The sequence below is a fragment of the Legionella sp. PATHC035 genome, assembly GCF_026191115.1.
Taxonomy (GTDB): Bacteria; Pseudomonadota; Gammaproteobacteria; order Legionellales; family Legionellaceae; genus Legionella.
In genome coordinates this window covers 1,632,869-1,647,765 of sequence record NZ_JAPHOT010000001.1, presented here as the reverse complement: position 1 = coordinate 1,647,765, position 14,897 = coordinate 1,632,869, and the positions used below count along the sequence as shown (strand labels likewise).

Below are 14,897 nucleotides of genomic sequence, written 5' to 3'. Positions count from 1 at the left end.
TTAAAAGGTTTGACCATGACTACTACTATTGAAATCGACGGTAAAACATTTGAAGCAGAAAACGGTAAGATGATTATTGAAGTTGCCGATGAAGCCGGCATTCATATTCCACGTTTTTGTTATCATAAAAAATTATCTGTGGCTGCAAACTGCCGCATGTGCCTAGTTGAAGTAGAAAATGGCCGCAAGCCAGTTCCTGCGTGTGCTACTCCAATTACTGACGGAATGAAGGTATTTACTAAATCCAAAGAAGCCTTACATTCTCAAAAAGTGGTTATGGAATTTCTCCTGATTAATCACCCACTGGATTGTCCTATTTGCGATCAAGGCGGTGAGTGCGAGCTGCAAGATGTATCGATGGGTTATGGCGCAGATGCATCAGAATATACTGAAACAAAGCGTTCAGTAGACGATGATAATTTAGGTGAGCTGATTTCAACCGAAATGACTCGCTGCATTCATTGTACTCGTTGTGTTCGCTTTGGCGAAGAAATAGCCGGATTGAGGGAGTTGGGTGCAACCGGTCGTGGCGAACACATGCAAATTGGAACTTATGTCCAGCACAGCATGAAATCAGAAGTCTCTGGCAATATTATCGATCTGTGCCCGGTAGGTGCTTTAACATCAAAACCATATCGTTTTACAGCTAGATCTTGGGAACTTACCCAGCATGACGGCGTCGCGCCCCATGACTGCCTTGGTTCTAATATCTATATACATACGCGCCGCAATGAGTTAATGCGAGTTGTTCCTAAAGAGAATGAGCAAATTAATGAAACCTGGTTATCCGATCGAGACCGATTTAGCTACCTTGGTTTAAAGAGTTCATTAAGAGCAAGCCAGCCGCAAATTAAACGTAATGGCCAATGGGAAGTCGTAGATTGGGAAACCGCTTTAAAATTTGCAGCCGAAGGCTTAGCACGAGTTATAAAACAAAACGGTCCAGAACAGGTGGCAGCATTTGCATCAAGCTCTTCTACACTAGAAGAAATGTACTTACTCCAAAAATTGATGCGTGCCATAGGTGTCCATAATATAGATCACCGATTGCAACAAGTAGACTTTAGAGATCAAGAGACTCAGCCTACGACCCCCAAAAGTTCATTAACTTATGCAGAGGTAGAACAACAAAATACGATTGTGTTGATTGGGTGCAATATTGATCGTGAAGTTCCGCTTGCAGGGGTAAGGGTACGTAAGGCTTATCGTAATGGTGCCGACATTTATGCCATAAACCCAGTAGATTTTGAATATCGTTTCGATCTGAGCGAGCGTTTCATTGTGTCACCGTTAGAAATGCCAATGCAACTTGCAAAGCTTGCTTTAGCGCTTGCTGATGATCTCAAGACGCTCCCCGCGCCAGTACAAAAATTATTAATAGGACTTGAACCAGACAAGGCTACTCAAAAGGTTGCCAAAGCATTGAAAAACAATAAAGCGTGCTTAATTACGGGGGCTCTTTGTGAAAATCATCCTGAAGCCGCATTACTCCGTACTTTAATTTCCCATATCGAAAAATTAAGCGGTGCCAAAGTGCTCCGCCTTACTCATGGTGCCAATACAGCTGGTGCTTGGATGGCAGGCATGGTTCCCCATCGTACCACCGCTGGAAAGGCTGATTCTGCTCCAGGCATGGATGTACAGGCTGCGTTAAATGCCAAGCTTAAAGGATATTTCCTAATGGGAGTAGAGCCTGGATTTGATTTTGCTAATCCTTATGGCGCAAGACAATCAATGCTTGCTTCCGAGTTTGTCGTATTAATGTCTGCTTATAATCACGAATCAATGCATGACTATGCGGATGTTATTTTACCAATGGCTCCTTATGCTGAAACCTCAGGAACCTACATTAATGTTGATAATAGTTGGCAAACGGTCAAGGGGGCTTTAACTCCTTATGGAGAGTCAAGGCCGGCATGGAAGATATTGAGAGTATTAGGTAATTTGTTGCATTGTGATGGCTTTGATTATTTGTCAACAGAAGATATTTTGTCTGAAATTAAAAATAGTGTTGCAATCACAATGGAGCAAGAATATAAACCCTATTATCCTGAGAGCCTACCTATGATGAATGAATCGTTAGTTCGAGTAGGAGAGTGGCCACTCTATCGCTGCGATGCAATTGTCAGAAACAGTAAAGAACTGCAATTATGCGCAGCTGCTGAGCAAGCATGCATACGTATCAATCCTCTAACAGCAGATCGATTGAAATTAGAAGATGTTGCTACTGTATCTCAGGGAGATATTGAGATAACATTGCCGCTGAAACGTGATGAACGCATTGCGGCAGATGTTGTATGGGTAGCAAACGCGATGCCTGAAACAGTAGATTTAGGTCATTCATTTGCTGCAATAACTATTAAGCGCTAGGCAGGTAAGAAAATGCTGCAAGATATTAGCATATTAATTTGGGTCATCATTAAAATATTGGTAATCGTAGTGCCTTTGCTACTATGTGTTGCATATTTAATCTACGCAGAGCGTAAGGTTATTGGGTATATACAAACACGTATAGGACCCAATCGCGTTGGCTTAAGAGGATTGCTCCAACCCATTGCGGATTTAATTAAATTAATCACTAAAGAAATTATTATCCCTACCCGCTCCAATAAATATCTTTTTATTGCCGCACCGCTATTCGCATTGGTTCCGGCTTTAGCTGGTTGGGCGGTTGTTCCTTTTCAAGAGGGGATGGTGCTCGCCAATATAAATGCAGGCGTACTTTACGTTTTTGCTATGAGTTCGCTCGGAGTCTACGGTGTTCTGATTGCAGGTTGGGCATCTAACTCTAAATATGCAATGTTTGGTGCTCTAAGGAGCACAGCGCAAACTGTATCTTATGAAATTGCCATGGGTTTTGCTTTAGTGGGCGTGCTATTGGCTGCTGGAAGCATGAATTTCACAGATATTGTTAACTCACAAAGAGGTGGAATTTTACACTGGTGGTTTATTCCTCTTCTTCCATTATTTTTTGTATTCTGGATTGCTGGGATTGCCGAAACCAATAGAGCGCCCTTCGATTTAGCTGAAGGCGAATCTGAAATCGTAGCTGGTTTCCATGTGGAGTATTCAGGGATAGGGTTCGCATTATTCTTCTTATCTGAATATGCAAGCATGATTCTTGTCTCTGTACTGCTTAGCATTATGTTTATGGGCGGATGGATGTCACCTTTTGAAGGAATTCCCTTCTTAGAAAATATATTTTTTGTAGTACCTGGCTTTGTTTGGTTACTCGTAAAAGTGAGCTTTTTCCTGTATGTGTATTTATGGATAAGAGCTACTTTTCCTCGTTATCGTTATGACCAACTTATGCGCTTAGGTTGGAAAGTACTCATTCCGGTCACCATTGTTTGGATTATTGTAACTGCGCTCATGGTCGTTACACATGTTAAACCTTGGTTTTAATGGTTAATAGAGAAGCCGATGAAAAAAGCATATCAATTTATTAAATACTACGTACGCAGTTTTCTTTTAATCGAATTACTGCAGGGTTTAAAATTAACTGGTAAATATTTTTTTAAGAAAAAGACCACAGTTCAATTCCCTGAAGAACAAACACCCATATCTCCTCGCTTTAGAGGGGCGCTGGCTTTACGTCGCTATCCTAATGGAGAAGAGCGTTGTATCGCCTGCAAATTATGTGAAGCGGTTTGTCCTGCATTGGCAATCACTATCGAAGCAGAGCCTCGGGAAGATGGATCTCGACGAACCACGAGATATGACATTGATGTCTTTAAATGCATTAATTGTGGTTTATGTGAAGAGTCTTGCCCTGTAGATTCCATAGTAGTTACACCAGTACTTCACTACCATATTAGCGAACGTGGTCAGAACATTATGACTAAAGAAAAGCTCCTGGCACTTGGTGATTTGCTGGAGCCAAGACTTGCAGCAGATCGAGCTGCTGACGAAAAATACCGATAACGGGGTACAGTATGCATGAATTATTAGTTCCAATCATTTTTTATGTTTTTGCGGCTATAGCAGTCGGTGCTGCCTTTATGGTGATCATACAAGACAACCCTGTGCGTAGTGTTTTATTCCTAGTTCTTACTTTTTTTGCCAGTGCCATCTTATGGATACTTGCAGAGGCAGAATTTCTTGCCTTGATTCTGGTACTGGTTTATGTGGGGGCAGTGATGACCCTGTTCCTCTTCGTGGTCATGATGCTCAATATTGACATAGAAGTAATTAAAAACCATTACAAACGTTATTTACCTTTTGGCTTGATTCTGGTTGCGTTATTAACAGGACTGTTGATGGTATCTATCCCAGCAGGTACCTTTAAGTCCAATGTTGAAACACAAAATAACGCGACTGAAAGTTCTCAATTTCTTGATGTGGCACAAAACAATACCGCAGGACAGCCATTATCAAATACCGAAGCCTTGGGTATGGTTCTGTATACCGATTATTTACTGGCTTTTGAGATTGCCGCTGCATTGTTGCTTATTGCAATTATTTCTGCAATTACCCTGGTGCATAGAGGTCCGAGAAAGTCGAAGAGACAGGATGTGAAACAACAGATTCTGACAAGTCGAAATGAACGGGTTAAATTAATTAATATGAAAGCAGAAAAATAATGTTGGGGAATTCTATATGATACCGGTTAATAATTACCTGATTTTAGGTGCGATTTTATTCGGGTTTGGTCTTATTGGCATAATGATGAATCGTAGAAACATCATCTTATTGTTGGTATGTATCGAATTAATGTTACTTGCAGTGAATACTAATTTTATTGCATTTTCTCATTACTATAGTGAGATTAGTGGTCAGGTTTTTGTCTTTTTTATTTTAACAGTTGCTGCTGCAGAAGCAGCAATAGGATTAGCGATAGTGATGTTGCTTTATAGAAATAGAGGCAATATTGACGTAGATAAAATGAATCATTTAAAAGGTTAACATTGTGAGTATCCAACAACTTTGTTTAATAATTGTTTTAGCTCCCTTGGCGGGCTCCATAATTGCTGGCTTTCTCCGTAATCAAATAGGACGCGTCGGGGCCCATAGTGCTACCATCCTTGGTGTCACCATTTCTTTTGTCGTATCGCTGTATGTTGCTTGGCAACTGTTTTCTGGTGCCATGCCAACTGAAAGCTCGGTTCTTTATCATTGGGCGAGCGGTGGCTTAATCCTTCCTTTTGAATTTAATATAGGTTTTTTGATTGACCCCCTAAGTGTTGTAATGCTGGTAACTGTAAATTTTGTCTCATTGCTGGTACATATCTACAGTATTGGGTATATGGCAGATGATGACGGATATCAACGCTTTTTCAGTTACATCTCTTTATTTACCTTTATGATGCTTATGCTGGTCAGCGCAAATAACTTTTTGCAATTGTTCTTTGGCTGGGAGGGTGTAGGCCTTGTTTCATACCTCCTTATCGGCTTCTGGTATCAAAAGGAGTCAGCAATTGAAGGTAGCCTCAAAGCATTTATTGTAAATCGAGTTGGTGATTTCGGTTTTCTAATAGGTATTGCGTTGGTTTTCGCATATACCGGTAGCGTCGATTATGAAACGGTGTTTAAAAGCGTAAGTTACTTATCAAGCCAAAGCATCGAGTTATTTCATGGACATCCTTGGTCTTTAGTGACCGTGATTTGTTTGGCTTTATATGTGGGGGCTATGGGTAAGTCTGCACAAGTCCCTCTGCATGTATGGTTACCTGAGTCAATGGAAGGTCCAACACCTATTTCCGCACTGATTCACGCTGCAACCATGGTTACCGCAGGCGTATTTATGATTGCGCGTATTTCACCGTTAATTGAATTTTCTACTACTGCCTTAAGCGTGGTGTTAGTGATTGGTGCCACGGGTGCACTGTTTACAGGCATTTTAGCTTTGGTAATGAATGATATTAAGCGAGTAGTGGCCTATTCAACCTTATCTCAATTAGGTTATATGATGGTTGGAATGGGTGCCTCTGCATATAGTGCAGGAATGTTTCACCTTCTCACTCATGCATGTTTTAAGGCGCTCTTATTCCTTGGTGCTGGTTCAGTAATTATTGGCATGCATCATGAACAAGATATGCGAAAAATGGGCGGCCTATGGAACAAAATGCCGATCACATACGTAACCTATGTGATTGGATCGCTGGCACTCTGTGCGTTGCCACCATTGGCAGGGTTTTATTCAAAAGATACTATTATCGAAGCGGCACAATTATCCCATATACCTGGAAGTGGCTATGCCTATTTCTGTGTACTTATTGGAGCCGGCGTAACCGCATTGTATACCTTTAGGTCTCTATTTATGACCTTTCATGGTAAACCACGAATGGATGAGCATACCTTGAGTCATGTTCATGAATCACCATGGGTCGTATGGTTGCCGCTCGTTCTTCTTGCTATTCCTTCAATAATCTTGGGTTACGTGCTGTATATGCCAATGCTATACGATAATCCGACAATTTTAGGTTCATCTTTGTTTGTTCTTCCTGAACATAATGTTTTGGCTGAGCTTGCTCATGAAGTGACTTCTCCTTTTGAAAGTATGTTGCATTCGGTTTATTCACTTACCCTTTGGATAACTTTAGCGGGGATTGCTGTTGCATGGATTTGTTATATTGCTGTTCCCTCAATCCCAGGTTATCTGGCACGCAAATTTTCACTCATTTATAAGATACTTGTTAATAAATATGGATTTGATGCATTTAACAACTTATTCTTTGTGAAAGGTTCTAAGGGTATAGGAACTGTATTTTACAGTCTGGGTGATCAAAAGCTCATCGATGGAATGTTTGTTAACGGCAGCAGTCGACTGGTTAGATGGTTTTCAGCTAAAGGTCGCGCTATACAAAGTGGTTATCTGTATCATTATGCAGCAGTAATGGTTTTTGGATTGCTTGGATTTTTATGCTGGTTAATACTCGGCTGAATATAGGGTGAAGGTATGCATTATTTGCTCAATTTACTAATTTGGTTGCCAGTAATAGGCGGTGTTTTTGTTCTTCTCGCTGGAGATGATCGGAGCCCGAATATTTCCCGTTATTTGGCATTATTTACTGTAATACTTTGTTTGCTGCTTTGTATCCCCCTGGTTGCAGGTTTTGATCCTAAAGTATTGGGAATGCAATATCTGGAGGAATTTCAATGGATGCCTACCTTGGGGATCAGCTACAGCTTAGGTATTGATGGGATGTCTTTACTCTTAATCGTGCTGAGTATTTTCACCAATTTAGTGGTGATCTTGGCGACCTGGGAAAGTATTACCAATAGGGTGGCACAATATTTAGCTGCATTTTTAATTATGCAAGGTTTATTAGTCGGTGTTTTCTCGGCTTTAGATGCAATTTTATTCTATGTCTTCTGGGAAGCAACGCTTATTCCTATGTACCTCATTATTGGAATATGGGGGTCAGATAACCGTGTTTATGCTGCCATAAAATTTTTCTTGTATACCTTCTTAGGGTCAGTGCTCATGTTGGCTAGCTTTTTGTATATGGGCTATATAGCAGGCACGTTTAATATCGAAGCACTTTATTCGATTAAATTGGGAATGACAGCACAAACACTGATTTTTATTGCCTTTTTTCTTGGTTTTGCAATTAAAATCCCAATGTTCCCAGTTCACACCTGGTTGCCGGATGCACATACCGAAGCCCCTGCAGGCGGTTCAGTAGTACTGGCAGCAATTTTATTAAAGCTCGGTGCTTACGGATTTATTCGTTTTTCATTACCAATAGTTCCAGACGCATGCAGTCGCTATGCAGGGGTCATGATTGCCTTGTCTTTAATTGCAATAGTCTACATTGCGCTAGTGGCAATTATTCAAAAGGATATGAAGCGGCTGATTGCCTACTCCTCTATTTCGCATATGGGATTTGTAACATTGGGCTCTTTTGCTATCTTTGCTATAGCCAAGCAAACAGGGTTGAGTGCTGCGGGGCTGATATTAGAAGGTGCGATAGTAGTCATGATCTCCCATGCCTTTGTCTCAAGCGCACTGTTTGCCGGTGTAGGTTATATTTATGACCGCATGCATACTCGCCGCTTGGCAGATATGGGCGGAATAGTGAATACCATGCCAATATTTGCCTCTTTCTTTATGCTGTTTTGTATGGCAAATGCCGGTTTGCCAGGAACCTCGGGTTTTGTTGGTGAGTTCATGGTGATTTTAGGGTCTATGAAGGCCGGTTTTTGGATTACATTTTGGGCTGCTACGACTCTAATTACTGCAGCCGGCTATAATCTTTGGATGTATAAACGAGTCATTTTCGGTCCCGTAGCAAATGAAAAGGTTGCTGCATTAAAAGACCTCTCGGGCTTTGAGTTAAGTGCTTACGTTCTACTTGCTTTGATGGTTATCGCTATGGGGGTTTATCCTAAGCCATTGTTAGAGTACATACATCAAACAGTAAGCCATACTCTAGCATTAGCAAGTCAATCAAAATTGTAATCAAGGTTAATCAATATGACAGCATTACTTGAAAATATCCATGTAGCCCTTCCGGAAATGATCGTGTTAGTTGCAGCGTGTGTTGCGCTGCTTGCTGATTTATTTTTACGGCATCGGTATAAATCAATAGCCTATATTATATCGTGTATTGGCTTAGTTTTAGCTGCTGTTGTTAGCTTCCTTTATATCGGCATGTATAAAGTCATTACTCTTCATGGTCTGTTTATTAGTGATGACGTTGCCAATTTAATGAAAGTCTTTATCTATCTGACGGTATTATTGAGCTTTATCTATTCAAAAAATTATATCGATGAGCGTCAAATGCCTTCAGGGGATTACTACATTTTGGGAATGTTTTCTACTTTAGGGATGATGCTTCTTGTTTCGGCACATTCTCTGTTGACTATTTTCCTTGGTTTGGAATTATTGTCATTGCCTTTATATGCCATGACTGCCATTCGTCGAACTGATAGTGATGCTTCTGAAGCCGCAATGAAGTACTTTGTAATGGGCTCAATTGCATCTGCAATGCTTTTATATGGAATTTCCCTAATTTATGGTGCGACTGGAAAACTTGATTTAATGGAGGTTGCTAATGCAATTGCCGCGAATTGGCAACAGCAAAGTACCTTAGTTGTTTTTGCTCTCGTGTTTATCTTATCTGGAATTGCATTTAAATTAGCGGCAGTTCCCTTTCATATGTGGGTTCCAGATGTATATCAGGGAGCACCGACGTCTGTTACCTTATTCATCAGTGCTGCTCCCAAAATTGCTGCTGTGGGTATGACTTTTAGATTATTAACTATTGGCCTGGTGGATGTCAGCACGCAATGGCAACAAATCTTATTGGTCATGACACTGCTTTCAACTGGCTTAGGGAATTTATTCGCGGTGGTACAAAACAGTATTAAACGGCTGCTAGCCTATTCAGCGATTTCACATATGGGATATGCTTTGTTTGGTATTTTAGCCGCGACTGCCGCAGGGTATTCTGCCGCCCTTTATTATATTTTGATCTATGCAATAACTTCAGCAGCATCTTTTGGCTTGATTGTTTTAATGTCCAGTCAAGGAATGGAAATTGATAACGTTGATGATTTGAAAGGTCTCAACAAAAGAAGTCCATGGTTAGCATTTATGATGTTAATCATTTTGTTTTCTTTGGCAGGAGTTCCGCCCACTGTTGGTTTTTTTGCTAAATTACTTGTACTTAAAGCATTGGTCGATGCACAAATGACCTGGATTGCCGTAGTAGGTTTATTCTTTACAGTAATTGGTGCTTATTATTATTTACGAATTGTTAAAATCATGTATTTTGACAAACCAACACAAGTCGAACCAGTTATTATGAATAAAGGGAATACTTTAGTATTTTCTTTAAATTGCTTGTCACTTCTTTATCTAGGTATTTTTCCAGGCACACTAATTGTGGCGTGTATCAATGCTTTTGGTTCCTAAAAAGTAAATATAACGTTTCTGCATTAGAAAAACCCCGTTTTTCGTAATGCAGAACAATATTTATTTATAATCTGTACGAAAGTACTTGCTAAGCGTACCGACTCTCAGTATACTTCCCATCAGTTGACGCGGGGTGGAGCAGCCTGGTAGCTCGTCGGGCTCATAACCCGAAGGTCGTAGGTTCAAATCCTGCCCCCGCTACCACTTATTAAGAACCCCATTTATGGGGTTTTTTATTATGTATAATTTGTAACTGCACTAAAAAAATAGAAGTAGCCCAGTAAAGTCAAGGCAGTACTCGGAAACATAGTTTTATCAGCAATCACTTTCTAGAGTTAAGTCCTTCCCTGAACTTAGGTTACTATATTGTATTTGTATTAGGCATGTACCCTTTTAGGTTTGTTAATACTATGATACAAGATGAATTGGAACACATATTAGAGCCGGCAATCAATGATATGGGCTATGAACTTTGGGGATGTGAATATCTTTCGCAAGGTAGACATTCTTTATTGCGTATATACATTGATAAGGCGGATGGAATAGGAATTGATGACTGTGAAGCGGTGAGTCATCAAGTTAGTGCTTTGCTTGATGTTGAAGATCCAATTCCCGGGAATTACAGCTTGGAAGTATCATCACCTGGCATTCCAAGACCTCTATTTAAAAGTTGGCAATATCAACGTTACATAGGGAATGAAATACAAGTAAAAACTTTTAAACCAGTTGATGGTAAGCGTAAATTTACAGGTACTATTGTCTCAGTATCTGAGCGTTCTTTGGTACTTAATGTAAATAGCGAAGATCAAGAATTACTTTTTTCAAATATTGTGAAAGCAAGTTTGACAGTATAGAGAGGCGAACAATGAGCAAAGAATTGTTACTAGTTGCAGAGGCGTTATCAAACGAAAGAGGTGTAAGTAAAGATGTAATTATACTTGCCATTCAGGCCGCATTGGAGTCTGCAACTCGCAAGATCTTTGGTTTAGATATAGGCGTACGAATTAAACTGGATCCCCGAACTGGTGACTATGAAACGTTTCGATATTGGGATGTAGTGAATGATGATGAGTTGGAACACGCAGATCGCCAATTAACTCTCGAACAAGCAAAAGAACGTAATCCAGCGGCAAAAATTGGCGACCGCATCGAAGAATCGATCCCTTCGATTGAATTTGGCAGAATTGAAGCTCAGGCAGCACGCCAAGTGATCATGCAAAAGGTTAGAGAAGCTGAACGTGAGCTCGTCATTGACCAATTTAGAAGCAAACTAGGTCAGTTGATTTATGGTACTGTTAAGAAAGTAACACGGGATAATATTATCATCGACTTAGGCGGTAAAGCAGAAGCCTTTTTACCACGTACGGAGATGCTTCCTCATGAAATGTTCCGTCCGAATGATAGAGTTCGAGCTTATTTATATGAGATAACTCCACAAGCGCGTGGCCCGCAGTTGTTTGTAAGCCGTACTCGTAATGAAATGCTTATCGAGCTCTTCCGAATTGAAGTACCCGAAATTGGTGAGAACGTTATTGAGGTTAAAGCGGCTGCACGTGATCCAGGAAATCGAGCTAAAATTGCAGTAAAAACTAACGACGGACGGATTGACCCTGTAGGCGCTTGTGTTGGTATGCGTGGAGCACGCGTTCAAGCGGTTTCGAGTGAACTCGGTGGTGAGCGTGTAGACATTATTTTATGGGATGACAATCCTGCTCAATTGGTCATTAATGCGATGGCTCCAGCAGAGATTTCTTCAATTGTAGTTGATGAAGACACACATACAATGGATTTAGCTGTAGAGAAAGATCAGTTATCTCAGGCTATTGGTCGTAATGGTCAAAACGTTCGATTGGCGAGCCAATTAACAGGATGGACTCTGAATGTAATGACTACGGACGAATTTGAAAATAAGAATTTAGAAGAGTCGAGTAAAATAGTGAAGTTGTTTACGACGGCACTGGAAATTGATGAAGAAATTGCTACATTATTGGTAGCGCATGGCTTTTCCTCGCTTGAGGAAATCGCTTATGTTCCCAAGGAAGAGTTGCTTGCAATCGATGAATTCGATGAAGAAATTGTTGAAGAACTAAGAAATCGAGCAAACGATAAATTACTCACTATGGCTCTTTCATCGGGTAAAGAGCTATCTGGTTCACCTGACGAATCACTACTCTCAATGGAAGGCATGACTGAAGAGCTAGCTAATAAATTAGCTGCCAAGGGAATTACCTCTATGGAAGATTTAGCAGAGCAATCTGTAGATGAGTTGTTAGAAATTGATGGGATAACAGAAGAAAAGGCCGGAGCTTTAATTATGAAGGCCAGAGAACCATGGTTTTTATGAGACTATGGATTTATTATAAATTAATGTAGTGCAAATATGCAGCTCTGTCCTTGAAGATGAATAGAACTGCTGAAAGGGGATCAAAATATGGCGGATGTGACGGTTAAACAATTAGCTCAAGTCGTTGGTATTCCGGTTGAACGCTTATTGAACCAGTTACAGGAAGCAGGGTTATCTTTTACTGATGACCAACAGACTGTGAATGAGGAGCAAAAGCGAATCCTACTCAATCATTTGAAGAGGGCCTCGCTGCGTGACGTGAATGCTTCACCTGAACGAATTACTTTACGACGAAAAAGTTTATCACAAGTCACGGTTGGCCATGATGCTCATAGTGGAAAAACTGTAAATGTTGAAGTTCGTAAGAAAAAAGTATTTGTAAAGCGAGCTCCAATCGTAGAGCAGCATGAGGTTGAAGAACCCGACGTTTTGCCTGAAGAAAATCAAATGGCTGCTGAACAGCTTCCAGTTGAAGCTGCGCCAGAGGTTTTATCTGAAACTCCTGCTGAGGCAGTTGAACAAGCTGTTGAAGCTACGGATACTCCTGTACAGATGCAGGAAGAACATGAGTCAGAACAAAAACCACAGGAAGAAAATACAGAAGAACTCTTGGAAACTTTGGCTACAGAATCTGTTGAAGACACAACTGTTCCTGAAACAATTGAAGCAATAGCAGTCAAAGAAGAGCATCGATTAGAAAAGCCATCTAAGAAGAAGCATGTTGATCAAGGTCCCGAGTCCGATGCATCAGACTTTAGAAAAGTTAAGAAAAAACCAAAATATCAAGCAGCTTATGAACGTGATGATGAAGAGCAAGAGGGTCATAGACGCGGCGGACGTAGTAAATTTAAAAAGCGTAAAGGCATCGAGAAATCTGATAAACTCAGAGAGGCCGAAGAGTCATTGACGCATGGCTTTGCATTGCCTACAGCACCTTTAGTAAGAGAAGTTTTAATCCCAGAAACCATTACTGTAGCTGAACTGGCAAAAAGAATGTCTGTAAAGGCTGCTGAAGTCATTAAGATCATGATGTCTCTTGGGGCAATGGCAACCATAAACCAGGTTATTGATCAAGAAACAGCAGTGATTGTTGTTGAAGAGATGGGACATAAGGCTCATGTAATTAAAGAGGATGCAATTGAGGTCGGTCTAGGAGAGTCGATTACTAAGGGTAGTCGTACTGAATCCAGAGCTCCAGTAGTTACCATTATGGGCCATGTGGATCATGGTAAAACGTCTTTACTGGATTATATTCGTCGAACTAAAGTTGCCATTGGTGAAGCAGGTGGTATTACCCAACATATTGGTGCGTACCATGTGAGCACACCTAAAGGGGATATTACTTTCTTAGATACCCCAGGTCATGCTGCCTTTACAGCAATGAGGGCTCGAGGAGCAAAGGTTACCGATATCGTTATATTGATCGTAGCTGCCGATGATGGCGTTAAGCCACAGACAATAGAAGCGATTCAACATGCGAAAGCGGCCAAGGTACCCATCATCGTTGCCATCAATAAAATGGATAAACCAGATGCTGATCCTGACCGTGTCATGAATGAATTATCTGTGCATGAAGTAATACCAGAGGCATGGGGTGGTGATACGATGTTTATCAATATCTCAGCCAAATCAGGTATGGGTATTGATGAGTTACTTGATGCAATATTATTGCAATCTGAAGTTTTAGAGCTGACTGCGGTTACTGATGGAGCCGCTAAAGGCGTAGTGATTGAATCACGCTTGGATAAAGGTAGAGGACCCGTAGCAACAGTGCTGGTACAAAGTGGAACCTTACACAAAGGGGATATTTTGCTTGCTGGTTTTCAGTATGGTCGAGTCCGGGCTCTCGTCGGTGATAATGGCGATATGGTTGATGATGCAGGTCCATCAATTCCAGTGGAAGTTCTTGGTTTATCAGCAATTCCTCATGCGGGAGATGAAGCGGTTGTTGTTCCCGACGAGAAAAAAGCAAGAGAAGTGGCTTTATTCCGCCAAGGTAAATTCCGTGATGTAAAACTTGCCAGACGCCAAAAATCAACAATTGAAGGCATCATGGAAAATATGGCTGCCGGAGAATCTAAGGTTCTAAATGTAGTTCTCAAAGCGGATGTTCAAGGTTCCCTGGAAGCAATTTCAGATGCTTTAGTGAAATTATCTACTGATGAAGTAAAAGTTGAAGTTATTTCAAGTGGTGTAGGTGGTATCACTGAATCGGATGTGCATTTGGCTATAGCCTCTAATGCGATTCTGGTTGGTTTTAATGTCAGAGCCGATAGCAGCGCGAAGAAATTGGCTGAGCATGAATCAGTATCTCTACATTATTATAGCGTTATTTACGATATCGTTGATCAAATCAAGGGTGCGTTAACAGGCATGCTTGCGCCACAATTTAAAGAAGAAATTATTGGTATTGCCGAAGTTCGTGATGTGTTTAAATCACCAAAAATTGGTGCAATTGCAGGTTGTATGGTCGTTGAGGGCGTTATTAAGCGCAACAATCCTATTCGTGTACTACGTGCTAACGTGGTCATCTATGAGGGCACTTTGGAATCTTTGAGAAGATTTAAAGATGATGTGGTTGAAGTCCGTCAAGGATTCGAATGTGGTATTGGCGTCAAAAATTACAATGATGTAAAACCAGGCGATCTAATAGAAGTCTATGAAACAGTAGAAATTAAGCGTGATTTATAA

The 14,897-nt window shown here is 40.7% G+C and carries 11 protein-coding genes and 1 tRNA gene; all 12 read left to right on the top strand.

Translation table 11 applies throughout. The features are described 5' to 3' along the window. The first annotated feature begins 15 nt into the window (after positions 1-15). Positions 16-2,370: an NADH-quinone oxidoreductase subunit NuoG gene (gene nuoG / locus OQJ13_RS07310; RefSeq protein WP_265710212.1), complete on the top strand. Its 2,355-nt coding sequence runs from the start codon at positions 16-18 to the stop codon at positions 2,368-2,370. Between the two features lie 12 nt (positions 2,371-2,382). Then, a complete protein-coding gene (nuoH, locus tag OQJ13_RS07305) occupies positions 2,383-3,405 on the top strand; it encodes an NADH-quinone oxidoreductase subunit NuoH (RefSeq protein WP_028381744.1) in 1,023 nt (340 codons plus the stop codon). Positions 3,406-3,423: 18 nt separating this feature from the next. Further along, positions 3,424-3,924: an NADH-quinone oxidoreductase subunit NuoI gene (nuoI, locus tag OQJ13_RS07300; protein WP_028381745.1), complete on the top strand. Its 501-nt coding sequence runs from the start codon at positions 3,424-3,426 to the stop codon at positions 3,922-3,924. A gap of 11 nt (positions 3,925-3,935) precedes the next feature. Continuing rightward, positions 3,936-4,583: an NADH-quinone oxidoreductase subunit J gene (locus tag OQJ13_RS07295; protein WP_265710211.1), complete on the top strand. Its 648-nt coding sequence runs from the start codon at positions 3,936-3,938 to the stop codon at positions 4,581-4,583. Positions 4,584-4,599: 16 nt separating this feature from the next. Next, positions 4,600-4,905: an NADH-quinone oxidoreductase subunit NuoK gene (gene nuoK / locus OQJ13_RS07290; RefSeq protein ID WP_028381747.1), complete on the top strand. Its 306-nt coding sequence runs from the start codon at positions 4,600-4,602 to the stop codon at positions 4,903-4,905. A gap of 4 nt (positions 4,906-4,909) precedes the next feature. Beyond that, positions 4,910-6,883 (top strand): NADH-quinone oxidoreductase subunit L, encoded by a 1,974-nt coding sequence (nuoL, locus tag OQJ13_RS07285; protein WP_265710210.1) that lies wholly within the window; start codon positions 4,910-4,912, stop codon positions 6,881-6,883. A 15-nt stretch (positions 6,884-6,898) separates the two neighbouring features. Continuing rightward, positions 6,899-8,404: a complex I subunit 4 family protein gene (locus OQJ13_RS07280; RefSeq protein WP_265710208.1), complete on the top strand. Its 1,506-nt coding sequence runs from the start codon at positions 6,899-6,901 to the stop codon at positions 8,402-8,404. Positions 8,405-8,419: 15 nt separating this feature from the next. Next, positions 8,420-9,862: an NADH-quinone oxidoreductase subunit NuoN gene (nuoN, locus tag OQJ13_RS07275; protein ID WP_265710206.1), complete on the top strand. Its 1,443-nt coding sequence runs from the start codon at positions 8,420-8,422 to the stop codon at positions 9,860-9,862. A gap of 127 nt (positions 9,863-9,989) precedes the next feature. Then, positions 9,990-10,066: transfer RNA gene (locus OQJ13_RS07270), tRNA-Met, on the top strand. Between the two features lie 206 nt (positions 10,067-10,272). After that, complete coding sequence (rimP, locus tag OQJ13_RS07265) at positions 10,273-10,716, top strand: ribosome maturation factor RimP (RefSeq protein ID WP_265710204.1); 444 nt, start codon at positions 10,273-10,275, stop codon at positions 10,714-10,716. Between the two features lie 11 nt (positions 10,717-10,727). Continuing rightward, on the top strand, positions 10,728-12,206 hold the full coding sequence (nusA, locus tag OQJ13_RS07260; protein WP_265710203.1) for a transcription termination factor NusA: 1,479 nt from the start codon (positions 10,728-10,730) through the stop codon (positions 12,204-12,206). Positions 12,207-12,293: 87 nt separating this feature from the next. Then, positions 12,294-14,897 carry a translation initiation factor IF-2 gene (gene infB, locus OQJ13_RS07255; RefSeq protein WP_265710202.1) on the top strand — a complete coding sequence of 868 codons (2,604 nt, stop codon included), beginning with the start codon at positions 12,294-12,296 and terminating at the stop codon, positions 14,895-14,897.